The organism is Bradyrhizobium sp. CCBAU 051011, assembly GCF_009930815.1.
Classification (GTDB): Bacteria; Pseudomonadota; Alphaproteobacteria; order Rhizobiales; family Xanthobacteraceae; genus Bradyrhizobium.
The window spans coordinates 6,952,950-6,977,190 of sequence record NZ_CP022222.1 but is presented as its reverse complement, the minus strand read 5'-3'; the positions used below and the strand labels follow the sequence as shown (position 1 = coordinate 6,977,190).

Sequence of the window (24,241 nt, the reverse complement as noted above, 5' to 3'; positions counted from 1 at the left end):
TTTCTCCTAAACAAAGCTGAGATCGGTATCGACGCCCATCATCCAGGCACCGACCGTTTCAAAATGCCGGAGCTGGCCCTGCAGTTGCTGGGTCACGGTGTGGATATCGCGGAATCGCCGCTCCAGCGGATGGTTTTCGAAGATCGCGGTGGCGCCTGCGGCGTTGTAGGCAAAGTCGACCGCCTCGCGCGCCTTGTGAATGGCGTGGGTCGAGGCCATGCGGATGTTCATGCGCTGCGCGACCGTGATGGTCGCGCCGGCGCTAAGATCCTTCCAGGTGTCGGCCATCGACTGCAAGACGTAGCCGCGGGCGGCACGGAGGTTGACTTCTGCTTGGGCAAGGTTGCTCTGAACCACCGCATTGTCGCGCAGCGACATCCTCGCGCCGCGCGGCACCTTGTTGCGCATCGTCTCGACGAAATTGTCGAGCGCGGTGCGGGCGATGCCGCAGGCGACGCCGGCGAACCCCACCTGGTAGCAGGTGTGGTTGCTCATGCGGTAGAGCGGGCCGCGCTCGCGGCATTCGCGCTCGAACTCGCGGGTAATCGAATGGTCTGCGCTCACGAAGAAGTCGCTGAGCGCGAACTGGTCGCTGGCCGTGCCGCGCAGCCCTACCGTGTTCCAGATGTCGGTCCACTCAACGTCTTCGGCGCGTACCAGCATGGTGCGCTCGAGCGGGGCTCCGTTGGCATCGCATTTGGGCGAGCCGTCGGCCGCGTAGATCGGGCAGTGCGCCCCGAGCCAAGTCGCATGGCGGCCGCCTGATGCGAACGACCACACCCCCGTCACCCTGTAGCCGCCTTCGCATTCAACGGCGCGGACCTTGGGGCCGGGACCCCATGCCAGCACCGCGCGCGGATCGCCGAAGATCGCCTGCGCCACCGGCAGGTCCAGATACGCCGCAGACATCGCGCAACCGCCGGCCTGGCTGAGGCACCAGGCCGTGGAAGCGTCAGCTTTGGCAATGGTTTCGATGACGTGGAAGAAAGTGACGGGATCGGTTTCGATCCCGTTGGTCGAACGGGGCAGCAACAGCCGGAACAATTGCGCCTTGTGCAGCTTGTCGAGCAGAGCCGGCGGCAGCCGCCGCGCGGCTTCGATATCGTCGGACGCTTTCGCGACATCCTCACATATGGCTTCGGCCCGGGCGATCACCGCCTGGTCGCCCGCGAGATCAGCAGAGCTTGCGATCGCTGTATTCAAGATCATGTGTGGGTCCGTCGCGTCCGCGTGCCAGTCGTTGGTGAAAAGCTAACGTGCCATCGCCGCAATCGGCAAGCCCATGGCGACGCGGAGCACATGTGCAGATAACCGATCGGATTTCGTGCCGCTCTGCACAATGGCTCCGCGGACGATTGCTTGGGATCGAGGTTTCGGCAGGTTGGGTCTGTTCGCTGCGGCGCACACGCCGAGTTGTTTAAGGTTTTGCGCTAGCCTTGCGGTTTAACCGGGATCGATCCGGAACGGGACGAACAGGATGGAAGAGAAGCGAAAGTATCCGCGAACGGAGATCGACGAGCCTGCCTATGTTTCATCCGGCGGGTCCGTCATGCCGTGCGTGGTGCGGAATATTTCACGTGAAGGGGCGGCGATCGACGTCGACAATCCGGCCTTCGTCCCGAAGCACTTTCGCCTGGTGATGGCGAGAGATCCGTCGATCGTGCACGAGTGCCGGGTCGCCTGGATCCAGAAGAACCGTATCGGCCTGACCTTCGTCAACATCGTGGATGCCGCTGTGGAACAGCCGTCATCGAACCGTGGGTGCTGAACGCACTATTCGATCCGCAACTTTGCATCGCGCACCACCTTGCCCCACTTTTCCATCTCCAGCCTGATCCGTGCGCCGAACTGATCCGGCGTATTCGCAACCGCCTTGAAGCCGAGCGTCGTGAGGCGTTCCTTGACGTCCGGCTGCGCGACGATCCCGGCGATCTCGCGATGAAGCAGATCGATGATTGCCTTCGGCGTTCCGGCCGGCGCGACAATGCCTGTCAGCGTGTCAGCCTCCTGATCGCTCACGCCCTGTTCGGCAAAGGTCGGCACGTCCGGCAGACCCGCGGCACGCTCGGTCGAGGCCACGCCGAGCGCGCGCAGCTGTCCGCTCTGCACCGCGGACAGGGCAGGCGGCAGCGCCGTGAAAGCGATCGGCGTGTGTCCCCCGACCGTCGCCTGAATCGCAGGGGCGGCGCCCGTGAAGGGGACGTGGACCAGGTCGAGCTTGAAGGCGAGGCGGAACAGTTCGCCGCCCAAATGCGGCGTCGATCCGACCCCGGGCCCCGCAAAGCTGTATTTACCGGGATTGTCCCTGATGAGCTGCACCAGTTCGGGCAATGTCTTGGCAGCGAGCTGCGGGTTGACCACCACGACATTCGGCGAAACCGCAACCAGCGTCACCGGCGCAAAATCCTTGACCGGATCATACGGCACCTTGGCGTAGAGGCTGGGGTTCACAACAAAGCCGGTGCTGACCACCATGATGGTGTAGCCGTCCGGCGCCATGCGGGCGACCTGGCCGGCGGCGGTGTTGCCGCCGGCACCGCCGATATTCTCGACGAAAAACTGTTGGCCGAGATTGTCGCTAAGCTTCTGCGCGACGAGGCGGGCGATGACGTCGGTCGGTCCGCCGGCGGGAAAGCCGACCACGACGCGCACCGGCCTGCTCGGATAGTTTTGCGCCGATGACGACACGACACCGGACAGCAGCCACGCGGCTGCCAACAATACCCGTACAGCCGCGGTCATGGCGTTACCCCCGTATGTTTGTTGGGGGCATCATCGGCGAGGCGGCGGCGCCGGACAAGGGGCTTCCGGCGAGGCGCGCGGTGCTATTTCTTGAGCAACGGCGTAATCCGTTCCTCCAGCTCCTCGAACGACATCGACCCCTGCAGCTTTACACCGTTGAGGAAGAACGTCGGCGTTGAGGTAACCTTCAATTCCCGATGGGCGTATTGCTGATCGGCACTCAGCTTGTCGAACTGCGCCTGGTCTTCCTCGCAGGTCTTGACCTCCTGCTCGCTCATACCGTGCTGCTTGCCGACATAGAGCAGCGTGTCCTTGGTCTGCGTCATCAGGCGGTCCTGCAACTTGAACAACAGCTCGACGGCTGCGAGGTACTTTTCGGCATCGCCCTTGCCGATACAGCGCGCCAGTATCGAGGCTGCGGCGGCCTTGATGTCGAGCGGAAACTCGCGGAACACGAAACGCACCTTGCCGGTGTCGATATATCTCGAACGCAGCATCGGAAAAACATTTTGTCCGAACGCCGCGCAATGCGGGCAACTCATCGACGAATATTCGGTGATGGTGACCGGCGCCTTTTCAGACCCGATGGCGATGTCGGGGAGAGACATCGGTTTGGCGACGTTAGCCGCGATCGCGCTTTGCGCCATCGCAGAGTTTGCGAGGGCAAAGGACGCGAATGCAAGGAGCGCGACGAAAACAATGGGACGATGGACGTTCAACGTTGCTCCGAAACGAATGTGGTAAGGGATGATAGAACGGAGCTCGTCTTTTATTGCTTTAGCGAGCCAAAAGCCACCCGATCGGTTTGATCGCATTGGGAACCGCGCATTTGCGGACCACGCCGGACGTGGGACCTTGTCGCCTGTCATGCGCGATGGTTTGATGGTCGTGTGACGCCCGTGCCGCTTCATCCGCGCGACCGAGGCTGGATTCCACTTGGTGAAATGCATCACGAGAACGTCATGACCCAGCACATAGCGCGGTTGAGCGAAACGCAGACAGCGGATGCCGTGTTGCGCGCGAGGGCCAAACTGGTCGTGCCGGGCGGCATGTGGGGCCATCTGAATGCCGCGCGGCTCCCGGAAGGCTATCCGCAATTCTTCGCCTCCGCGGAGGGGTGCCGCGTGCGCGACGTCGATGGCCGCGAATACATCGACTTCATGTGCAGTTGGGGACCGATCCTGCTCGGCCACCGGCATCCCGAGGTTCAGGCGGCGGCTGAGGCGCAGGCTGCCAAGGGGGACTGCCTTAACGGTCCGGGCGAGGTCATGGTGGAGCTTGCCGAGGATCTTGTGGCGATGCTGCCCCATGCCGATTGGGCGATGTTTCAGAAGAACGGCGGCGATGCGACGACGAGCTGCGTCACGATCGCCCGTGCAGGCGCCGGACGCCGCAAGGTGCTGGTCGCGCAGGGTAGCTATCACGGCGCGCTGCCATGGTGCTCGCCGAGCGTGGCCGGCGTGACGGCCGAGGACCGCGCGCATCTCCTGCACTTCGAATACAACGACGTGCAGAGCCTGCGGGCAGCGGTCGAGGACGCGGGCAAGGATCTCGCTGCGATCCTGGTGACGGCTTTCCGCCACGACATGGGCCGCGATCTCGAATTGCCGACGAAAGAATTTGCCGTAGCTGCGCGCGCGGCTTGCGATGCGACTGACGCCGCTCTGATCGTCGATGAAGTGCGGGCGGGACTGCGCCTGGATATCAGGGGGAGTTGGGAAGCGCTCGGCGTGCGTCCGGACCTGTGCGCCTGGAGCAAGGCGATTGCCAACGGTTACGCGCTGGCCGCCGTTACCGGCAACGATCGCTTCCGCGAGGCCGCTACCAAGATATTCGTCACCGGCTCGTTCTGGTGCGGCACGGTAGCCATGGCGGCGGCGCGGGCGACGTTGCGGATCGCGCGCGAGACCGACGTGCCAGGACATATCCGCGCGATCGGCCTGAGATTGCGCGAGGGACTGGCGGCGCTGGCGAACGAACATGGCATCGCGATCCGCCAGAGCGGGCCGCCGCAGATGCCGCTGATGCTGTTCGAGGGTGATCCGGAGGTACGCAAGGGCAGGGCGTTCTGCTCGGCCGCGCTACGTCACGGCGCATTCTTTCATCCCCAGCACAATATGTTCCTGTCCTCGGCGCATCGTGCAGCCGATATCGATGAGGCGTTGCAGGCGGCTTCGCATGGCTTCAAGGCCGTCCGCGAGTTGGAAGCGGGACCCAATCGGTAAACGAATTTACGGACATCAATAAAATGCCCCGCAACGCGGTCGCTATGACCGACGATGGCGGGGCAGTCTTAGGAGAAAACGGCGAGATCGCCGAGTGATGCGGGACATCCTCGTCCGGCATGCAGATCGACTATCCCTGCGTTTCGCCGGTTTCGCATTGACGTGGATCAAATAGCCGCCAGCACGAGATCACATCGCGCAACGAGCAGCCGACCGCGCAGGCTCGCAACTGCTCGAGCTTCAATCAACGTCGCGATCAATTCGTCACGCGACGCGGTTCCATACCTGCTTGCTGCGCGCGGGCGAATAGACCGCGGGATGTTCGAACTCGTGATGGCCGCTCAGGTGCATGACCTCGACGCAATCGGCGTTGATCCGTTCGTTATCGACCAACCGCGCTGCGAGCACTATCGCCTGGGAAGGTTCGTCCGATTGGACATCGATCTGGCGCTGCAGGCATTTGAAGCTGTGCCCGTCGGAATTACAGAGGTACTTGTAGAAGGAGACGCGATAATTGTTCATCCTGCACTCCCATCCTTCCGGCATCGTGGCCCCAGCTTACTCTCAGGCGTCCAGATCCGCCAGTCGCTGGCGATTGCGCAGCACGATTTGACGGGCGCTGGAAAACACGAGAATGCCCTGGTCGCTGAGCTGTGAAAGCGCCCGCGAAACGGTCTCCAGCGTCAAGCCGAGATAGTCGCCGATGTCGCGGCGGCACATCGGCAGCGCCACCATGCCGGCCTTGGCGAGCCGGCGGTCCATCTCCAGCAGGAAGGTGGCAACTTTTTCCATCGCGGTCTTCCGGCCCAGCAGCAGCATATGGTCTTCGGCATGCCGGAGGTCGCTTGCGGTCATCATCCAGAGGTTATGGGCTACCTGGACATTCAACCCGGCGACAGCTTCCAGGCTGCGCCGCTTCACGAGGCGAACCGTGGTCTCGCCAATCGCTTCGGCCGTCAGGCGATGGATCGAACCGGCATCGAGGCCGAACACGTCGCCCGGCAGATGGAACGCGCCGATTTGCCGCCGTCCGTCGTTGAGCAGCTTGTAGGTGCGCACCGCGCCGCGGACCACCTGATAGACATATTCGCAAGGCTCGCCCTCGCCGTAGATTTCCTCGTCCTTGCGGTAGGAGAACTCGCTGGCAATTACACCCGCGCAGGTCGCGATCACGCTGAACTGGTCGACGGCCGGAACATTCTGGGCGCGCGGGGCGGGGAAAACCTTGGCTGCCGGGACTGCCGGGGTGGTGATCGTCTGGGTGAGCATTTTGCCATCTCCTCGATGCGGGATGGCCTTGGTGTAATTGGGATTTTAGCTGTCCGATATTTGGGGCGATATCCTAAGGGAGATCCCCTACGGGGTTTTACGGAGGGCGCTCGGCCTCAGGGCCGGCTCGCCACGTTCGGCGCATTGATGGCGTTTCGAACGCAATCGACCAGATTGCCGTCCAGGTTGGGCTTCAAGAGCACGTGGCGCACGCCGACCAAATGCGCTTTGGCCGAGATGCCGTGGTCAGGATAGCCCGTGATCAGAATGATCGGGGTGGAGACGTCGAGCCTTCGCAGCCGATAGGCCAGTTCGAGTCCGTCGAGTTCCGCCATCTTGTAGTCAACGACTAGACAATCCGCTCGATTGCGGGTGGAGGATCCGAGCAGCGCGGTTCCGCTACGGAAAGTGCGGACTTCGAAACCCTCGGTCTCCAGCAGAAATCGCAGCGATGTCCGGACGTCGTAGTCGTCATCGACAACGTAAATCATTGCCTTCCTGGGCGAAAGGCCGACGCTGGCTTCACCTGTGGTGCTGCTTCGGGTGTCGATCATGCCGACAAAAATAGACGCTTTTCCAGTCCCCGAATTGACTTGGCTCAATCTTCGACGAAGCCGGCCCGGATCGCAAATCGTACCAGTTCGGAAAGATTACCAGCCTGCATCTTGGTCATCACGTTCGCCCGGTAGACCTCCACCGTGCGCGGACTAATGTCGTATTCCCGGGCGATGGCCTTGTTCGATTGCCCCGTTACCAGCCCCTGCATCACCTGGCGTTCGCGCTGGGTGAGGCTGGCGACGCGCGCTGCCATATCGGCCGACACCGCGTCGCTTTTCGAGCCGCTTTCGCGAAGGGCGGTCTCGACCATGCCGATCAGCCGGTCGTCATCGAACGGCTTTTCCAGAAAGTCGAGCGCCCCGAGCTTCATCGCTTCGACGGCCAGCGGCTCGTCGCCATGGCCGGTCATGACGATCACCGGGAGTTTTCGCGAGCTGGAGTTCAGTCGGCGCATCAGTTCCATGCCGTCGATACCGGGCATGCGCACGTCGGTGACCACACAGCCGGCCTCCAGGGTCGCAACCTCGCTCAGGAAAGCCTGCGCGGAATCGAAAAGACGCACGCGGAAGCCGGCCGAACCCAGCAGGAAATCCAGCGAGTCGCGCATCGCCGGATCGTCGTCGATGACATAAACCTTAGCGTTCGCTGGCATCGGTCATATCCTTGGCATGCGCGGCGGGCAGCGTGAAGCGGAAGGTCGCACCACCGGACCGGTTGGTTTCGGCCCACATCCGGCCGCCGTGGGTTTCGACGATGGTGCGGCTGATCGAAAGGCCGACGCCCATGCCGGTCTCCTTCGTCGTGAAAAATGGCTGGAACAGGTGGGCAAGCGCATCGGTCGCGAAGCCGGACCCGGTATCGGAAACGGCAATTTCGATCATGTCATCTGCGGCCCTGGTATTTGAGGCAATCAGTTCGCGGTGCGTCGAGGCCGCCATCGCTTCCAACGCATTGCGGAACAGGTTGACCAGCACCTGCTGGATCTGGACCCTGTCGGCTAGCACGAGATCGCAAGTCGGATCGAGGTTGAAGCGCAGGAATACGCCCTGTTCGCGGGCGCCGGTGAGCCCGAGCGCGCCGGCCTCTTCGATCATTTTTGAAAGGCTTTCGATGCGCTTCTCGGACGCTTCGCGGGCGACGAAATTGCGCAATCGCCTGATGATGTCGCCGGCGCGGATCGCCTGCTCCGCGGCGCGATCGAGCGCTACCTCGATCTTCGGCGCGTTGGCGTCGCTGCTGCCGGCCAGCAGGCGGCGCGATCCCTTCATGTAATTGCTGATGGCTGACAGCGGTTGATTGAGTTCGTGGGCGAGGGCGGAGGCCATCTCGCCCATCGCGCTCAGCCGGGAGACGTGAACGAGTTCGGATTGCAGCTCCTGCAGCCGCGCCTGGGTCTGTTGCTGCTCGGTGAGATCGCGAACGAATCCGGTAAAGAAGGGCCTTCCTGCGGAATGCATCTCGCCGATGGTGAGATGCATCGGAAATGTCGTGCCGTCCTTGCGCATGCCGGTGACGATACGCCCGATGCCGATGATGCGCCGCTCGCCCGTCTTCAGGTAACGCGCGATATAGCCGTCGTGAGCTGCGGTCCGGCTCCGGCATCAGCACGCTGATGTTTTTTCCGATGGCCTCGGGTTCGCTGTAACCGAACTGGCGCTCGGCGGCGCTGGAGAAGAATTGCATGATGCCATGCTGGTCGATCACGATCATCGCATCCGGAATCGTGTCCAGAATCGAGCGGAAGTGCCGCTCGCGCGTCCTGACCGCATCCTCAAGACGCTTCTCGCGGCTGATGTCGATCATCACGCCGCTAAGCCGGGCGGGAGCGCCGTCGGGACCATTGATGGTCGTGCCTAGCGCGCGTACCCAATGACCTTCATCCGAATGCCGGCGCACCCTGTATTGAACGTCGAAACTGCATGCGGTAGCGATCGACTGTTGTACAGCCTCTGCTGTTCGGTCGCGGTCCTGCGCATCGAGCAGGGACAGGAAGAGATCGTAATCGACAGGGGCATCCGGCTCGACGCCGAAGAGCTTCCGTGCGGCGCTGGACCAGCTCAACTTGCGAGTCGATAGCTCGAGATCCCACGCGCCTACGCCCGATCCCTCGGCGCCGCTGCGCGCGTTCGCGTCGAGCGGGTCTTGATCTCAAAAGGGGCGGTCGGCGCTGAACATGCTTCGCCTTGGGCTGCTCTGGTTCATCAGATACCGCATTAGATCGGGCGTGGGAAACAGCGGCGAAGCGACATCATAAAGGTTCGATATCCATTTGATAATATGCGCAATTTTTCGAATTTCCGCCAGCGCCATGCTGCGATAGTGCACGCCTCGAAGAGGCGAACGAGATTTCTTGATCTAGGTCAGCTTCAAATCGGCGCGGACCTCTAGGATGTCGCTGTGTGGGTTGGGGCCGTTCGGCATTTCGCCCGAAGGCGTGGAGCAGGTTTATGGACTACAAAACCGTCATGGTCGGTCTGGCGCTGGACCGGCCCAACGATGCCTGCCTCAGGGTGGCCGGAGATATCGCCGAACGATTCGGGGCGCGGATTATTGCCGTTGCGGCTTCAGATCTCAGGCCGCCAATGTACTTCGCGAGTGGCGCCATTGCGCAAAAGCTGGTCGAAGAGGAGACCGCTGCTATCGAGCGACAGTTATCGGAACTCGAATCGAAGTTTCGTGCGTCGGTCGAGAGGCGCGCAATAGCGGTGGAGTGGCGCGCCACCCGCACGTTACCGGTCCCCTACATGCTGCAGCAGGCAAGAGCCGCCGATATCCTCGTGGTCGGCGCCCGCTCCGAGGCCCTGGTGGATCCCAGTGCGGCTCCCGACCCGAGCGATCTGGTGATGCAGGCGGGCCGGCCGCTCATGGTGGTGCCGCCCAGAGCCGAATGGCTCGATCTGAGAAGCGTTCTGATCGCCTGGAAGGACGTGCGGGAAGCGCGCCGGGCCGTGTTCGATGCTCTGCCGATCCTGGCTGCTGCAACGGAAGTCACGGTTGCGGAGATTCCGGAGCAGGATGGCCGTCGCGCGGATGCGCTGTCGCATGTTGCCGACGTGGCGGCATGGCTGCGCGGCCACGGCATCGCGGCGAACACCCTCGTTCCGGAAAAGGCCGGCGGCGTGACCGAACAACTAGAGAAGATCGCCGGCAATGTCGGAGCGGGCGCGGTGATCGCCGGCGCTTACGGTCACTCGCGATTGCGCGAATGGGTGCTGAGCGGCGTGACACGCCACCTTGCAACTGAATCCCGCCGCTGCGCGTTCCTGTCCCGTTAAGTATCTCAATCCCGAGGAACCGCCGTGCATAGATTTCTCGAAGCGACCGCCGGGCAATTCATGACGCGCCAGGTGAAGACGGTTACGCGCGACACCACCATGCGCGAGCTGCATCGGATGTTCGAGGCCGATGATTTCAACTGCTATCCGGTGCGCGAGGGCGATGACATCGTTGGCGTCGTGAGCAATTTCGATTTTTTGAAATGCTTCGCGTTCAACCCCGGCCGCATGGTTCCGGCCTATGACGACCTTTTGTCGCGGATGGTGGTGGATGTGATGACGTCGGAATTCATCTACGTCGACCCCGCAACGAAACTGACCCGCGTCCTCCAACTGATGGTGGACCACCGGATGAAGAGCCTGCCGGTGCTGGATGCCGAGCAGCGGATGGTCGGGATCATCTCGCGCGGGGACATCATGCGTGCGCTGACCGAGAGCGCGCGGGGGTAGGCTGCATGCACTCGCGGAGGATATCCGACGAAATGCATTACCGCCTGCTCCGGGAGGAACGGCAACTGCTTTCAGTCGCGAACCTCACCGGCGCCGCCGTGTCGCAGCCATGACGATGCCGCCATCCGCCAATGCGGCCGCCACCGAGGCCGACCCGCAACGGGAGGTGCTGCAGTTCCTCGAGGGCTCCAGCTTTGGTCCGGCCAAGGGCGGCAGGCGGATCGATACCCATGCCTCCATAGTTTTTCTCGGCGCGGACCGGGCCTTGAAAATCAAGCGCGCCGTGCGCTTGCCATTCCTCGATTACTCGTCATTGGAGAAGCGCAAGCGCGCCTGCGAGGAAGAGCTGAAAGTCAACGCCGGCAACGCTCCCGAACTCTACCGGCGCATCGTCGCCATCACGCGCAATTCCGACGGTGCTCTCGAAATCGGCGGCGCCGGCACTCCGGTCGAATGGGCGGTCGAAATGGCGCGGTTCGACGAGACGCAGTCGCTCGATTGCGTCGCGAAATCGATGATGATCGATGCATCGCTTGCGACGGCCACGGCCGACGCAATTCTGCAATCCCACGGCAAGGCGCCGCGCGCGGACGGAGAAAGCTGGCTAGCCTCCATTCGCCCGATCATCGACCGCAATACCGCAAAGTTTCGCGGGGTGCGCGGGCTTGCTGCCGCGGCGATCGATCAGCTCGATGCAGCCAGCCGCGAATGTGCAAAGACGTTGCAGCCGTTGCTCAGGCGGCGTGCCGAGCAGGGGTTCGTGCGCCGTTGCCATGGCGACCTGCATCTTGCCAATATTGCCCTGGTGGACGGCCGGCCGCTGTTGTTCGATGCCATCGAGTTCGATCCCGTCATCGCCACGACGGATGTGCTTTACGATCTCGCCTTTACGCTGATGGATCTGATCCATTTCGATCAACCTGCGGCGGCAAGCACGGTCTTTAATCGCTACCTTGCGGAGGCGGGGGAGGAACAGATCGATGGCCTCCAGCTGCTGCCGCTATTCCTGTCGGTGCGGGCAGCGATCCGGGCGCATGTGCTGTTCGTGAAGAGCGAACATGCCGAAGCGAGCGACGTGGTGTGGCGGGAGGCCAAACGGTATTTCGATCTGGCCGGGCGCCTCATCATGCCCAAGCAGCCGCTGTTGGTGGCAATCGGTGGGTTGTCGGGAACAGGCAAATCGGTGCTTGCACGCGGGCTCGCGGGCCTGATCGAGCCTCCACCCGGCGCGGTCATCGTCCGCTCGGACGTCATCCGCAAGCGCCTGTTCGGTACCAGCGAAACCACGGCTCTCCCGGAATCCGCCTATCGGGCTGATATCTCGAAACGTGTATACGATGCGCTCGCGAGCACCGCGCAACGTATCCTTGCCCAGGGCTGTTCGGTCGTGCTCGATGCCATGTATTTGCAGGAAGGAGAACGGACCGAAATCGCCGGCCTCGCGGCCAAGCGGGGCGCAAGGTTTGTCGGCCTGTTTCTGACGGCTGATCTAGCGACTAGGCTGGCGCGGATCGAGCAGCGCAGGGATGATGCATCCGACGCGACGCGGCATATCGCCCTGAAACAGGATACGACCGGCGCGGTAAACTGGCATATAATTGACGCCTCAGGAACACCGGACCAGTCGCTGCGCAACGCTTGTGCTGCGCTGGTCGCGCGGGGGGTGAGCTGACGATGGCGGTGCCGACCAGAACGTCCAACCGGCGCAAGGTCGCCGCGGCGGCAAGCCTCGATTGTGCAACCGCATTCCAAACGATGGCGCTCGATTGCGTCGCGGCCATCAAGGCCCATCACAGTAGCGCATGCGCCGGCGACGCCGAGGCCGTGCATCAGATCCGCATCGCCATCACGCGGTTGCGCGCCGCGGTGGCGTTCTTCGCGCCGATCGTGGTCGATGAGGAATGGGTGCGCCTGAAGAAGGAGATCGCGTGGCTGAATGGCTCGCTCGGCGCCGCGCGCGACAGCGATGTCCTGGTGGAATATGCGCGCCGCAAGCGATACCGCGCATGGGCGCAGCGCATGATCGGGGAGCAGCTCGATCAACGCCAGATGCGGAACCACCGCCAACTGGTTCGCGCCCTGCGCTCGGTTCGGACGCAACATCTGATCTCGGCAATGGCAGGCTGGATCAGACGGGGGCCATGGCTCGCGCGCTGCCAGCAGCGCAAGGACGCGGAGGCTCTGCAAATCTATTGCGCCCGTAAACTCAACCGCTGGCACGGGCGATTGGTCCGCCAAGGGCGGCAGCTGAATACCTTGGGCGCGTCGCGCCGTCACCGGTTACGGATCAAGTTCAAACGCTTCCGCTACATGCTTGAAGCACTGACGGAAACTGTCAATCTGTGGGGTCGCCGCGAATTGCGCCATCTGCATCAGCCGGCAAAGCAGCTGCAGCGCGCATTGGGCGACCTCCGCGATATCAAGAGCTTTGCCAGCCTTGCGGGCGACGGGCCGCAAGCAAAAAAGGGCAAAACAAGCAAGAAGCGTCCGCCGGGCTATCGCCGCCGCAAGGAAAAATTGCTCGGTGCGGCGCTCGCGTCTCATCGCGACATGGCCAAGTCTTTCCGTGGTTCCGTTCTCCAGAATTCAACCTAAGCCGTTGTGAGGACGAAACTTCCTCCAAGTCAGCAAGAAATTCGCGCGGGGCCTAGCCGGCTGGAATCCACGAACCTGCCGTCTGGCCCGGCGTACTGCGGTCGCTGCATTCTCCGGCCGCAGGAACCTTTGGCCGGGTTGACGGCTATTCTCCCCAAGGAGGTAGCGGCATGAGCAAAGAAACTCCCAAGGACGACCCGCGTCAGCAGACCGACTGGGGAACGCACCGGCAAACCGACAAGCCGTGGAAGGGCAACCCCGAAAAGGAACAGAGGTCCGGCACGACCAAGTCCGACCCGGACAAATGGCAGGAATCGAACACGCATTAAAGTAACTGACGATGGTGGTGACGAAGCCGGCCGAAAAGTAGGCACCAGCCAGGGAGTTTAGTTGCATACGGTCGAGAAGGATGCGCCGTAAGGGAATGCCCTCATGCCACGTTACTTTTTCAACGTGTATTACGACAGGATCGAACTTGACGAGGAAGGGGAAGAATTACCCGACGTGCGGGCAGCATGGCGGGAAGCAACGGTAACTGCAGGGCAGATCATCCAGGATCTCGACGGAAAGTTGCGCCCGGGCAAGGACTGGCGGATGGAGGTAACCGACGAGTTCTCCAATCCGGTCTACGTCATTCACGTCTGCGCCGAAAAGCCGAAGTAAAAGCCCCGAAGTAAAAGCTCAAGTCACGTCCCGCATGAACGCAAGCGTGAGTCCTTTCGCCTGGCCGGGCGGGAACGGGGAGCAGGCAGGCACATTCAGAAAGCTGGACTATTTGGGGCCCTGCAAACCCGGGGATGAAAGCCAGCGGTCGATGGTGGCTGCAGCCTCGTTTGCCATCGCTATTTCGATCAGACGGTCGCGTTCCTCACCGGGCGGCAGGCCAGCTGCCTCCTCCCGCGCGCGAAGGGCGACTTGGCCAAGCCGCTCCTGAAGCGGGAGGGCGGGGCGGCTGCGATTGCGTTTTTTCTTCATGACGGACCTCCGTGCGGGGCCTGAAACCTCCCACGTCACATCGGCGGCGTCCTTAACGTTTGTTGGGAACCCCGCATCGAGCGGTCCGTTTCGTTCACTGGAGAACGGTCGTCCGAACGGAGGAGACAGGGGTTTGGACCGGGAGCTTGTGTTTGCGGCGTTACTGCGACGACTCAATACCGTCTCAGGATTGGAAGAAGCGGACATTGCTGCATTGCGAGGGCTTCCGATTGCCGTTCGTCACTGGGAAGCGGCCAGAGCCATCGTATCCGACGGCGAGCGCCCGACGGAATGCTGCCTGATAATCGAAGGCTTCTGCGTTCGGTCCAAGGTCATAGCCAGCGGCCAGCGGCAAATTCTCTCGATCCATATTCCGGGGGAGATTCCCGACCTGCAGAGCTTGCACCTGCACCGTATGGACCACGATCTCGTTAGCTTGACCGCGTCCACGCTCGGCTTCATCAGCCACGCGTCGTTGCGGGCGTTGACGCGGACGAGGCCGAACGTCGCGGAAGTGCTCTGGCGCGACACGCTGATCGATGCCGCGATGTTCCGGGAATGGATCGTCAATGTCGGACAGCGACCGGCGACCGGGCGGCTCGCCCACATCGTTCTCGAACTTCGCAGGCGGCTTGAAGTTACCGGTCGGCTGGCGGGCGACAATTTCGAAATGCCGCTGACGCAGGAACAAATCGGCGAGGCGCTGGGCATCACGCCCGTGCATGCCAACCGCGTGATCAAGCAACTGCGCGAGGAGCGGATCGTAGACATCAGCCGCGGCCGAGTGACGGTACTTGACGAAGCAAAGCTCGGGGAATTGGCCCAGTTCGACGACCGTTACCTCCACCAGAATCCGTCGCTTTGAAATAGATATGCAAGACCGCGGATGGCGAAACTGTCCCGCGAAATGATGCTTTGTCCATTTGATTTCCTTGAATTTGGGAACGATTCACCTTCGGGAAAATTATGCAATATGTGTCCAAGGGATGACACAGCAAACTCGAGCGGCTGCTGATAGCAGTCCCGCCCCCCAAGATGCATTGGCAGCCGCTTCCTTTTGTAGCCACCGTCATGAAGGATTTTGCAAATGCGTCCTTCCCGCCCGAGATCATCTCGGTAATGGAAGCGGCGTTTGATGCCGCGGTGGCTTCGCTTCCCGAGCCGGTCAGCTCCAGTCACGTTCAGGCTATTGCCGAGGCGATTCTGCGCGCCGCTCACGGCGGAGAGTGCGATCCGGTAGCCTTGCAACGACTGGCGCTGCTGGAGCTGCAGCTCATTCCGCGATAGCACGGAGGAGGCGATCGAATTCGAGCTTGATGTGGGTCAACCCCCGGCCCTCCGTCCATCGTTTATCTTTACCGGCATAATCGGGACGGGGGCGTCAGCGCCCCGCGAATGTGTGGGAGAACGGCGATGTTCAGGAACATTCTGGTTCATATTCCCTCCGAGCGTCTGGTGAGGCCGGTGATCGACGTCGCTGTCGCGCTGACCATTGCGCGCCGGTCGCACCTCGATGCCGTGGCCATCGGCTATGAAGCGATGGGCAACGCCGGATTGATGGTGGAAGGCGGCGGCGCCGCCGTAGCCGCCGTCATGGGGGCTGACCTGGAGCGCGCTCGAGAACGGGCGAACGCTGCGATCGCCGTGTTCGAGATCGAGGCCAAGCTTGCCAAGATCGCCTACGGCATCAGGACCTTTGCGGCAATTCCCGCCGAGGCCGGGAAGACCATCAGCGCGCTTGCCCGGCTTTACGACATGACGATCGTGCTGCAGCCCGATCCCTCGAAAGCCAGCTACGACAATGAGATTCCGCAGCAGATCCTGTTCAATTCCGGCGGGCCGATGCTGATGGTTCCCTATATCCACAAGGGACCGCTCGACGCCCATCACGTCGGCATCGCCTGGGACGGCAGCCGCCTTGCGGCCCGCGCGTTGCGCGATGCGATGCCGTTTCTGATGGGCGCGAACGCCGTGACCGTGATTGCGGTCAATGAGGAAGCGGGCGACGCCTCCTCGGACCAACTCGCCGCGCATTTGGGGCGGCGTGGCATTGCGGCCCGGGTGCAACGGCTGACGACGGACCGCGGCGCCGTCCAGGGCGCGATCCTGTCGATCGCGGCCGAAAGCAGTATGGGCCTTCTGGTGATGGGTGGGTACGGCCATTCGCGCTTGCAGGAACGAATTCTGGGCGGCGTCACGCGCAGCATGTTCGATTGCATGACCGTGCCGGTCCTGATGTCGCACTGATCCCGGGGGAGGGATGTGACCTTTGGTCCCGGTGAGTTCCTTGCCTTGTGTTCGCTGGCTCTGGCTGCGGTCGCAATGACGCCAGTTTGATGCGCCTCAATGTTCACCCCGACCCCGGTAATCGTTTCGGCGGAAACTCAGAAATCGGAGATCGTCATGTCAGAGTTGTCTGAGCGGACCGCTTCCGGCTCCCTTCCAGCAGCCGCAAATGCAGAAGCGGAAGCCACCAAACTGAATCAGGGCGCGTTGGAGTTCATGATTGGCGCGCAGAAGATGATGCTCGAGGAGCTGGTGTTCCTCGGCGACGAGATGCTGGAGCGAACGCAGACCGAGATGCATTTGTTCACGGAGTTCGTCACCAAGATGGCGAGCGCACACTCCGTAAATGATATCAAGACGACGTGCCAGGACTGCAGCCAGCACCAGCTCGACTTCTTCCGTCGCGACTCCGAACGGCTGTTCAGGCATGGTGAGCGGATGATCGCGGCTACGTCGAACTTGATCAGCGGACGCTCGCTGAACTGATCGGAAAACAGCCCCAGAAATTGACGATCATGGCGCGATATATCATCGCGCCGTGACCGTTTCCGGATAACCTGTCGCACAGGGGTCGCGAGCTGCCGATACTGGAGAACGATGTCCACCTATCGTCTGAACAATCTGCTTTCGCCGCATTCCGTCGCACTGGTCGGGGCCAGTCCGCGCCAGGGCTCGGTCGGCCGCGCCATTCTCAACAATATTCGTAAAGCTCAGTTCAAAGGCGAATTCGGTCTCGTCAATCCGCGCTATCACGAGATCGATGGCGTGGCGACCGCTGACAGCATCGCCAAACTGACATTTGTGCCGGAACTCGTTGTCCTCACCACGCCGGCCCGCACCATCGCAGGTCTGATTGATGAAGCGGGCCGCCGCGGCGCGGCAGGTGCGGTCATCGTCAGTGCCGGGCTCGGCCATGGTCCGGATTCGCTGGCGGAGGCAGCGGAACGAGCCGCGCAAAAATACGGCATGCGGCTGATCGGCCCGAATTGCCTGGGCATCATGATGCCGGGCGTCAGCCTCAATGCCAGCTTTTCGGCGCACATGCCGGTGGCGGGACATCTGGCGCTGATCTCGCAGTCCGGCGCCATTGCAGCGGGGATGGTGGACTGGGCGGCGCAGCGCTCTGTTGGTTTTTCCGGCATTGTTTCGATTGGCGACCAACTCGATGTCGATATCGCCGATCTGCTCGACTACTTCGCGCTGGATGAAAAGACCCACGCCATTCTGCTTTACATCGAAGCGATCAAGGACGCCCGCAAGTTCATGTCAGCGGCGCGCGCCGCCGCCCGGGTCAAACCCGTCGTCGTCGTCAAGTCGGGCCGCATGGCGCAAGGCGCGCGGGCGGCGGCAACGCATACCGGCGCACTGGCCGGGGCGGATGCCGTCTACGATGCCGCATTTCAGCGCGCCGGCGTCCTGCGCGTCTCCGATCTTGGCGAACTGTTCGACTGTGCGGAAACGCTTGGACGGCTCAAATCTCCGCCCGGCAAGCGGCTGGCGATCCTGACCAATGGTGGCGGCATCGGCGTGCTGGCCATCGACCGGCTGGCCGAACTCGGCGGCATCTCCGCCCAGCTCTCGCCGGAGACGCGGGAACGACTGGATGCGGTGCTGCCTCCGACGTGGTCGAAGTCTAACCCGGTCGACATCGTCGGCGACGCCGATGCCGAGCGCTATGCCGTGGCGCTGGAGGCGCTGCTGGCCGACCCGAGCAATGACGCCGTGCTTGTCATGAATGTCCAGACCGCAATCGCGCCTGCCGATGAGATCGCCGCAGCCGTGACCGGCGTGGTCCAGAAGTACCGCGCCGAACGCCGCATGTTGCCCAAACCGGTACTCGCAGTCTGGGTCGGCGCCGAGCCGTCGATCGGCAAGTTGCTGAGTGATGCCGGCATTCCGAACTATCTGACCGAGGACGACGCGGTGCGCGGCTTCATGCATCTGGTCCGGCATCGCGAAGTCGTTGAGGCGCTGGCGCAGGTTCCGCCCGCGATGCCGAGCGAGTTTGCGCCCGATGTGGGCGCGGCGCGGAAGCTCGTGGCCACGGCGTTGGCCGATGATCGCTCATGGCTTGATCCGATCGAGGTTAAACAGCTCCTTGATGCCTACGATATTGCGGCCGTGCCGACCTTCGCCGCCGCTGATGCCGAGGAGGCGGTCGCGCATGCGAATGCGATCTTTGCGCAGGGATCGACGGTCGTGCTCAAGATCATGTCGCGGGATATCGTGCATAAATCCGACGTCGGCGGCGTCGTGCTCAATCTCACCAGCGCCGACGCGGTGCGCAAGGCGACCGCCGATATTCTCGCGCGGGCACGATCGCTGCGGCCGGAGGCACGGATCTCGGGCGTGATGGTGCAGGCGATGGTGGTGCGGGCAAAGGCGCGCGAACTCATTCTCGGCCTCGCCGACGATCCCACGTTTGGCACCGTCGTCGTGTTCGGCCGCGGCGGCACGGCGGTCGAGATCATCAACGACAAGGCGCTGGCGCTGCCGCCGCTTGACCTGCAATTGGCGGAGAGCCTGATCGAGCGCACCCGCGTCTCCCGGCTACTGCGCGCCTATCGCGACGTGCCGGCGGTGAAGCAGGACGCGGTGGCGATGGTTCTGGTCAAGCTCGCGCAATTGGCCGCCGACATTCCGGAAATCCGAGGGCTCGACATTAACCCGCTGCTGGCCGATGAAGCCGGCGTGCTGGCGGTCGATGCACGTGTCGCGATTGGACGGGTCGAGCGCAAGTTCCGCGGTTCGGGTCCTGCGAATTTCGCCGTGCGGCCCTATCCCTCGCAGTGGCAGCGCCATATCGAGGTCAAGGACGGCTGGCGCGTCTTCGTTCGTCCGATCCGGCCCGAGGACGAGCCGCTGATCCACGAGATGTTGAAACACGTCACCATGCACGATCTGCGGCTGCGATTTTTCGCCCCGATGAAGGAATTTTCCCACGAGTTCATCGCCCGCCTGACCCAGCTCGATTATGCCCGGGCGATGGCCTTTGTCGCGTTCGACGAGGCGACCAATGAACTCGTCGGCGTCGTCAGGATTCATTCCGACTCGATCTACGAGAGCGGCGAATACGCGATCCTGTTGCGCTCGGACCTCAAGGGCAGGGGCCTCGGCTGGGTATTGATGCAGTTGATCATCGAATACGCGAAGTCAGAAGGCCTGAAAGCGATCTCGGGCGACGTGCTCGCCGAGAACACGATCATGCTGGCGATGTGCCGTAGCCTCGGCTTCGAGGTGAAGACAGACCCGGTCGAGCATGACATCTGCAATGTCAGGCTGGCGCTTTGAGCCCGCCTGATGCTGCTATCTCTCCGGCACGGAGCCAGCCGTCGTCAATGTGAGAACAGAATCGGCAGCGGCGGCTTCGAGAGCAGCCTCTTGGTGGCGCCGCCGAGGATGAACTCGCGCCATCGCGAATTACCGTAGGCGCCCATCACGAGGACGTCGACCTGATGCGAAACCGTGTAGGCTTCGAGCACCTCGCCGATCGACCGGCCGTCGGCATCGACCTTGTCGAGCACCACGTCGATGCCATGGCGCGCCAGGTTTTTGGCCAGCGCTTCGGCGGAATGCTTGTTGTCCAGTTTCTTTTCGTTGGTGACGGTGACGATCCGCACCTTTCTGGCCTTTTCGAGCAGCGGCAGCGCGTCGGAAACCGCGCGGGCCGCAGCACGGCTGAAATCCCAGGCGACTGCGACGGTCCCTAACTCGAAACCACGCTTACGCGCTGTCTCGGGCAAAACGAGCGTCGGCCGTCCCGATCCGAAGATCACGGCTTCCGCGTACCACTGATCATAGTTTTCCGGCGCCGGCACGATGGTGAGATCGCGAAGCCGTGCGTGGTCTACCAACAGGTCCGGCACGGCGAAGGTCGGGCATTTCTCGAGATAGGATTCGCGCAGAATGCCGGCCTTGTTCGCAGCATTGTCGAAAGCGGCCAGCATGGCCTTGGCGCTATTCCGGCTTTTTTCGACTTCGCCGGCGATGATGCCGGGAATGTTGGCCATGGAGCCCGAAAGAAAACGGCCGGGTATCTCCACATACACTTCGCAGGCTATCGCCGCCAGATGAGCTCCGAAGGTCGCGGCGATCGCGACGGCATCCTCGGTGATCGAGGTCGGGGTGGGATCGGGATAACTCGTCAAAGTCAGCAGAATGTCCTTGTACGCCATGGGGCTCTCCTTTTCCGAGGCGCAACCTAGCGCTCTGCCGGTTTGCGAGAGTTGATCCATCGCAATGAGCTGCGCTCGCGGACTTGTGCGGAGTATGACCCGCGCTGTTATTCGAGCGTCTTCAGATACGCCAACAGGTCGCCGATCTGGTCCGGGTCGAGCTGGAACGCCGGCATGGTGGGATGGCCGGTAGAGATACCCTCCGCCAGCGCCTCTGCAATGGTCTCGATCGGATAGCGCTTGTGTAGCGTCCGGAATGGCGGCGCGATCTTCAGCGGGCTTGGCGAAACCTTGTCGATCGAATGGCAGCGCGCGCAATTGTTCAGCGCGTAGGTCTTGCCGCGCTGCTCCTGAGGCGAAGCAGCCGCTGCCGGCACCAACGAGATCAACGTGAACGCCAGTGGCATCAGGATTCGTCTGATCATCGCAGCTCCAACTCGTGGCGAATGGATTCTCCAGCCGGTTGCTATTGTGAGGGTTTAATCGTCGGCGAATTTGACCTGGATCAACCAGCCCATGCTGGATTCACTGCAATGAACTATATCTCCTGGTTGTTGAGGGGCGGCCACGGACAGGGACGTCAATCCGGCGCTTGAACGGACAGCGGCAAATGATACGAACCATCTCTCCAAATCGGGCAAGTTTCGGCCGCTGCTCAGCCTGTACCGTGCGCTCGCTCAGCATCTGCGGCGCGCTTGACCAGGCCGACCTTGCCGAGTTCGAGCGGATCGCCCGCCACGTTCATCTCGCTCCCAATGAAGCGCTGTTCACGGCGGGTCAGCTCGCGCATTCGGTCCACAATGTGGCGGCGGGTGTCGCGCGTCTGTACAAGCTGCTGCCGGATGGGCGGCGTCAGGTCGTCGGCTTTGCGCTGCCGGGCGACTTTCTCGGCATGGCGCCGTCCGATCGCTACAGTTTCTCGGCGGATGCAGTCGATTCCATCACAGTGTGCCGCTTCTCCAGGGAAACGTTCACGCATTTCATCGAGCAGAGGCCGCACTTCCTGATCCGGATCAACGCGTTCGCGGCGCGGGAACTGATGCTGGCGCAGGAGCAGATGTTGCTGTTGGGCCGCCGCACTGCGGAGGAGAAAGTTGCGTCCTTCCTTGTCGGCTGGCGAAAGCGTCTGGCCCACATCGGCGACGAACGGCAGACCATTACGCTGCCGATGAGCCGGCAGGATATCGCGGATTATCTCGGGCTGACGATCGAAACCGTGAGCCGGACGCTGACCCGGTTCGAGCGCGAGAAGATGCTCATCATCGTCGCGGGTGGTGTCCGCCTGCTGGACCCGGGCCGGGCTGTCGCCATGGCTGCGGCATGAGAAATCCCGCGGAAGTCGCGTTGCATTTGATCTTGGTCAAAGCCCCGATCGAAGCCCGCGTGCATGCTGCCTCCATCACGGGGAGATCAACCGCATGCCGACCGATTCGTTGCTCGTTACCGTCTTCGTCGTCACGATGTTCGTGGTGTTTGCCGGGGTGCTGTTCTGGGGCGACCTGCAAACCCGCCCGAAACAATTGGCCAGTCCCTCCGCCGCCAAGCGCCGTGCGTTCTGATCGCGCTGATCGTCACCCCGCGCCGACAGGGCGCGACACAGCCAGGCTGCGGTCTGGTCGCGCATGATCATCGAGGTCTCGTCGTGACAATCATGACCGCCGATACGGGAAGGTTGGCTGCCGCCATGGGCCGCCGGTGGCGCGCGATGATCACCAAGTTCAGCAAACGCATCGCTCGCGCGGAATTCAAGCGGACGGTCCGGGATGCCGATCTCCCGCATCTGGAAGCTTACGGGTCGACCGAACGCGCTGCTTCCCTCGCGAAGGAGCCCGTGAGCAGGGCCGACGTTCCTTTGAAACGTGCCAAGGCAACGCAGGCTTGCCTGCCGATTGGCCCGTGTTGCTGCTGAATCCTCGCAGCCCAGCTCTATCAGCAACAAACTGCGCAAAACCGCAAGAAGATTGACCTCGATCAATTTCCCGCTCGCGAGGCTGTGATCAGTGAGGTCAGGCATCCGCAGAAGAGAAGCTAGCTCATGACCCAGTCTTCAACCGCAAAATCGATGACACACGGCGAGGCCGGTCTGGTGCTGGTCTTTTCGCTCATGGCATTTTTGTGCCTGCTCGCCATGGCCATGGCGCAGGATACGGCGTTTGCATTCCATGCCGCGCTGTCGTCCGCCGCAAGCCTTTGGGCGGTCATTGCGATCGTCAACCGGTACTTTGCCCGCCCGTCGCTGCCGCCGCAGGAAATCAACGGCCGGCCCAATTACAACATGGGCCCGATCAAGTTCTCCGCCGTGATGTCGGTGATCTGGGGCATCGCGGGGTTTGCGGTCGGGGTATTGATCGCGTCCCAGCTCGCGTGGCCCTCGCTCAATTTCGATCTGCCATGGACCAGCTTCGGTCGCCTGCGACCGCTGCATACATCGGCCGTCATCTTCGCCTTCGGCGGCAACGTGCTGATCGCGTCCTCGCTCTATGTCGTGCAGAAGACCTGCCGCGTGCGCCTGGCGGGCGATCTGGCCCCCTGGTTCGTCGTCATCGGCTACAACTTCTTCATTCTTGTCGCCGGCACCGGATATCTGCTCGGCGTGACCCAGTCCAAGGAGTATGCCGAGCCGGAGTGGTACGCGGATCTATGGCTGACGATCGTCTGGGTAGTGTACCTGCTGGTCTTTCTGGGGACCATCATCAAGCGAAAAGAACCGCATATCTTCGTTGCCAACTGGTTCTATCTGGCTTTCATCGTCACTATCGCCGTGCTGCATCTCGGCAACAATCCCGCGTTGCCGGTGTCGATATTCGGCTCGAAGTCCTACGTTGCCTGGGCCGGTGTCCAGGACGCCATGTTCCAGTGGTGGTACGGGCATAACGCCGTCGGCTTCTTCCTGACCGCCGGCTTCCTTGCCATCATGTACTACTTCATTCCGAAGCGCGCCGAGCGGCCGGTCTATTCCTACCGGTTGTCGATCATCCATTTCTGGTCGCTGATCTTCCTCTACATCTGGGCCGGTCCGCACCATCTGCACTACACGGCACTGCCGGACTGGGCGCAGACGCTCGGCATGACGTTCTCGATCATGCTGTGGATGCCCTCATGGGGCGGCATGATCAACGGCCTGATGACACTCTCGGGCGCCTGGGACAAGCTTCGCACCGATCCCGTATTGCGCATGCTGGTCGTGTCGGTCGCCTTCTACGGCATGTCGACCTTCGAAGGGCCGATGATGTCGATCAAGGTCGTCAACTCGCTCAGCCACTACACCGACTGGACCATCGGCCATGTGCATTCCGGTGCGCTGGGCTGGGTCGGGTTCGTGTCCTTTGGTGCGCTCTACTGTCTGATTCCATGGCTATGGGATCGCAAGGGACTCTACAGCCTGAAGCTGGTCAACTGGCACTTCTGGACCGCGACCATCGGCATCGTGCTCTACATCTCGGCGATGTGGGTGTCGGGAATTCTGCAGGGCCTGATGTGGCGCGCCTACACCTCGCTCGGCTTCCTCGAATATTCCTTCATCGAAACCGTGGAAGCGATGCATCCCTTCTACATCATCCGCGCCGCAGGCGGTGGGCTGTTCCTGATCGGATCGCTGATCATGGCCTATAATCTCTGGATGACGGTGCGGGTTGGCGAAGCGGAAGTGCATTCGCCCGTCGCTCTTCAGCCGGCGGAATGAGGAGCGCAA

At 62.2% G+C, this 24,241-nt stretch carries 26 protein-coding genes and 1 pseudogene; 15 read left to right on the top strand and 12 right to left on the bottom strand.

Annotation, left to right across the window (positions count from 1 at the left end):
- Window positions 1-6: 6 nt before the first annotated feature.
- Window positions 7-1,209 carry an acyl-CoA dehydrogenase family protein gene (locus ACH79_RS32865; protein WP_161854657.1) on the bottom strand — a complete coding sequence of 401 codons (1,203 nt, stop codon included), beginning with the start codon at window positions 1,207-1,209 and terminating at the stop codon, window positions 7-9.
- 268 nt (window positions 1,210-1,477) lie between these two features.
- Between ACH79_RS32865 and ACH79_RS32860 the strand changes: the two genes are divergently transcribed.
- Window positions 1,478-1,768 (top strand): PilZ domain-containing protein, encoded by a 291-nt coding sequence (locus ACH79_RS32860; protein ID WP_161854656.1) that lies wholly within the window; start codon window positions 1,478-1,480, stop codon window positions 1,766-1,768.
- A 5-nt stretch (window positions 1,769-1,773) separates the two neighbouring features.
- Here the strand turns inward: ACH79_RS32860 and ACH79_RS32855 are convergent, their stop codons facing one another.
- Both ACH79_RS32855 and ACH79_RS32850 read right to left on the bottom strand, forming a co-directional pair.
- Window positions 1,774-2,742 carry a tripartite tricarboxylate transporter substrate binding protein gene (locus tag ACH79_RS32855; RefSeq protein WP_161854655.1) on the bottom strand — a complete coding sequence of 323 codons (969 nt, stop codon included), beginning with the start codon at window positions 2,740-2,742 and terminating at the stop codon, window positions 1,774-1,776.
- Window positions 2,743-2,825: 83 nt separating this feature from the next.
- Window positions 2,826-3,461: a DsbA family protein gene (locus tag ACH79_RS32850; protein ID WP_246738227.1), complete on the bottom strand. Its 636-nt coding sequence runs from the start codon at window positions 3,459-3,461 to the stop codon at window positions 2,826-2,828.
- A gap of 243 nt (window positions 3,462-3,704) precedes the next feature.
- On the opposite strand from ACH79_RS32850, the gene ACH79_RS32845 reads away from it, so the two are divergent.
- A complete protein-coding gene (locus ACH79_RS32845) occupies window positions 3,705-4,967 on the top strand; it encodes an aminotransferase class III-fold pyridoxal phosphate-dependent enzyme (protein WP_161854653.1) in 1,263 nt (420 codons plus the stop codon).
- A gap of 264 nt (window positions 4,968-5,231) precedes the next feature.
- Here the strand turns inward: ACH79_RS32845 and ACH79_RS32840 are convergent, their stop codons facing one another.
- From ACH79_RS32840 to fixL, 5 genes and pseudogenes are all read right to left on the bottom strand, one after another.
- Window positions 5,232-5,489: a hypothetical protein gene (locus ACH79_RS32840; protein WP_161854652.1), complete on the bottom strand. Its 258-nt coding sequence runs from the start codon at window positions 5,487-5,489 to the stop codon at window positions 5,232-5,234.
- Between the two features lie 42 nt (window positions 5,490-5,531).
- A complete protein-coding gene (locus ACH79_RS32835; RefSeq protein WP_161854651.1) occupies window positions 5,532-6,236 on the bottom strand; it encodes a helix-turn-helix domain-containing protein in 705 nt (234 codons plus the stop codon).
- 116 nt (window positions 6,237-6,352) lie between these two features.
- The gene (locus tag ACH79_RS32830) at window positions 6,353-6,727 is read right to left on the bottom strand and encodes a response regulator transcription factor (RefSeq protein WP_246738226.1); all 375 of its coding nucleotides are present in this window, start codon (window positions 6,725-6,727) and stop codon (window positions 6,353-6,355) included.
- Window positions 6,728-6,834: 107 nt separating this feature from the next.
- The gene (gene fixJ / locus ACH79_RS32825) at window positions 6,835-7,446 is read right to left on the bottom strand and encodes a response regulator FixJ (protein ID WP_161854649.1); all 612 of its coding nucleotides are present in this window, start codon (window positions 7,444-7,446) and stop codon (window positions 6,835-6,837) included.
- Window positions 7,430-8,903: pseudogene (fixL, locus tag ACH79_RS32820) on the bottom strand (sensor protein FixL); the annotation flags it as partial. The gene fixJ and the pseudogene fixL, both read right to left, overlap by 17 nt.
- Before the next feature lie 338 nt (window positions 8,904-9,241).
- On the opposite strand from fixL, the gene ACH79_RS32815 reads away from it, so the two are divergent.
- From ACH79_RS32815 to ACH79_RS32795, 6 genes are all read left to right on the top strand, one after another.
- Window positions 9,242-10,069: a universal stress protein gene (locus ACH79_RS32815; RefSeq protein ID WP_161854648.1), complete on the top strand. Its 828-nt coding sequence runs from the start codon at window positions 9,242-9,244 to the stop codon at window positions 10,067-10,069.
- Between the two features lie 24 nt (window positions 10,070-10,093).
- On the top strand, window positions 10,094-10,519 hold the full coding sequence (locus ACH79_RS32810; protein WP_161854647.1) for an HPP family protein: 426 nt from the start codon (window positions 10,094-10,096) through the stop codon (window positions 10,517-10,519).
- 109 nt (window positions 10,520-10,628) lie between these two features.
- Window positions 10,629-12,191 (top strand): bifunctional aminoglycoside phosphotransferase/ATP-binding protein, encoded by a 1,563-nt coding sequence (locus ACH79_RS32805; RefSeq protein ID WP_246738225.1) that lies wholly within the window; start codon window positions 10,629-10,631, stop codon window positions 12,189-12,191.
- Between the two features lie 83 nt (window positions 12,192-12,274).
- Entirely contained in the window at window positions 12,275-13,114 is an 840-nt protein-coding gene (locus tag ACH79_RS32800; RefSeq protein WP_161854646.1) for a CHAD domain-containing protein, read from the top strand.
- Between the two features lie 170 nt (window positions 13,115-13,284).
- Complete coding sequence (locus ACH79_RS43330) at window positions 13,285-13,443, top strand: hypothetical protein (protein WP_202639092.1); 159 nt, start codon at window positions 13,285-13,287, stop codon at window positions 13,441-13,443.
- A 103-nt stretch (window positions 13,444-13,546) separates the two neighbouring features.
- Window positions 13,547-13,777, top strand: coding sequence for a hypothetical protein (locus ACH79_RS32795; RefSeq protein WP_161854645.1), 231 nt, complete (start codon window positions 13,547-13,549; stop codon window positions 13,775-13,777).
- A 108-nt stretch (window positions 13,778-13,885) separates the two neighbouring features.
- Here the strand turns inward: ACH79_RS32795 and ACH79_RS32790 are convergent, their stop codons facing one another.
- Window positions 13,886-14,089: a hypothetical protein gene (locus ACH79_RS32790; RefSeq protein ID WP_161854644.1), complete on the bottom strand. Its 204-nt coding sequence runs from the start codon at window positions 14,087-14,089 to the stop codon at window positions 13,886-13,888.
- Here ACH79_RS32790 and ACH79_RS32785 point away from each other — a divergent pair.
- The 5 genes from ACH79_RS32785 to ACH79_RS32765 all read left to right on the top strand — a co-directional run bounded on the left by ACH79_RS32785 (window position 14,073) and on the right by ACH79_RS32765 (window position 19,666).
- Complete coding sequence (locus ACH79_RS32785) at window positions 14,073-14,954, top strand: Crp/Fnr family transcriptional regulator (protein ID WP_371419308.1); 882 nt, start codon at window positions 14,073-14,075, stop codon at window positions 14,952-14,954. The genes ACH79_RS32790 and ACH79_RS32785 overlap by 17 nt on opposite strands.
- Window positions 14,955-15,160: 206 nt before the next feature.
- Complete coding sequence (locus tag ACH79_RS32780; protein ID WP_161854643.1) at window positions 15,161-15,376, top strand: hypothetical protein; 216 nt, start codon at window positions 15,161-15,163, stop codon at window positions 15,374-15,376.
- A 126-nt stretch (window positions 15,377-15,502) separates the two neighbouring features.
- A complete protein-coding gene (locus ACH79_RS32775; protein WP_161854642.1) occupies window positions 15,503-16,336 on the top strand; it encodes a universal stress protein in 834 nt (277 codons plus the stop codon).
- A 99-nt stretch (window positions 16,337-16,435) separates the two neighbouring features.
- The gene (locus tag ACH79_RS32770; RefSeq protein WP_161854641.1) at window positions 16,436-16,861 is read left to right on the top strand and encodes a hypothetical protein; all 426 of its coding nucleotides are present in this window, start codon (window positions 16,436-16,438) and stop codon (window positions 16,859-16,861) included.
- Window positions 16,862-16,972: 111 nt separating this feature from the next.
- Window positions 16,973-19,666, top strand: coding sequence for a bifunctional acetate--CoA ligase family protein/GNAT family N-acetyltransferase (locus ACH79_RS32765; protein ID WP_161854640.1), 2,694 nt, complete (start codon window positions 16,973-16,975; stop codon window positions 19,664-19,666).
- A 44-nt stretch (window positions 19,667-19,710) separates the two neighbouring features.
- Here ACH79_RS32765 and ACH79_RS32760 read toward each other — a convergent pair whose 3' ends face one another.
- Together ACH79_RS32760 and ACH79_RS32755 are read right to left on the bottom strand one after the other, a co-directional pair.
- Complete coding sequence (locus tag ACH79_RS32760; RefSeq protein WP_161854639.1) at window positions 19,711-20,550, bottom strand: universal stress protein; 840 nt, start codon at window positions 20,548-20,550, stop codon at window positions 19,711-19,713.
- 107 nt (window positions 20,551-20,657) lie between these two features.
- On the bottom strand, window positions 20,658-20,975 hold the full coding sequence (locus tag ACH79_RS32755) for a cytochrome c (RefSeq protein ID WP_202639091.1): 318 nt from the start codon (window positions 20,973-20,975) through the stop codon (window positions 20,658-20,660).
- A gap of 185 nt (window positions 20,976-21,160) precedes the next feature.
- Here ACH79_RS32755 and ACH79_RS32750 point away from each other — a divergent pair, with 185 nt between their 5' ends.
- Window positions 21,161-21,874 (top strand): Crp/Fnr family transcriptional regulator, encoded by a 714-nt coding sequence (locus ACH79_RS32750; protein ID WP_161854638.1) that lies wholly within the window; start codon window positions 21,161-21,163, stop codon window positions 21,872-21,874.
- Window positions 21,875-21,949: 75 nt separating this feature from the next.
- Here ACH79_RS32750 and ACH79_RS32745 read toward each other — a convergent pair whose 3' ends face one another.
- A complete protein-coding gene (locus ACH79_RS32745) occupies window positions 21,950-22,525 on the bottom strand; it encodes a hypothetical protein (protein ID WP_161854637.1) in 576 nt (191 codons plus the stop codon).
- 60 nt (window positions 22,526-22,585) lie between these two features.
- Here ACH79_RS32745 and ccoN point away from each other — a divergent pair, with 60 nt between their 5' ends.
- Window positions 22,586-24,232, top strand: a complete 1,647-nt coding sequence (ccoN, locus tag ACH79_RS32740) for a cytochrome-c oxidase, cbb3-type subunit I (RefSeq protein ID WP_161854636.1) — start codon at window positions 22,586-22,588, stop codon at window positions 24,230-24,232.
- Window positions 24,233-24,241: the final 9 nt, after the last annotated feature.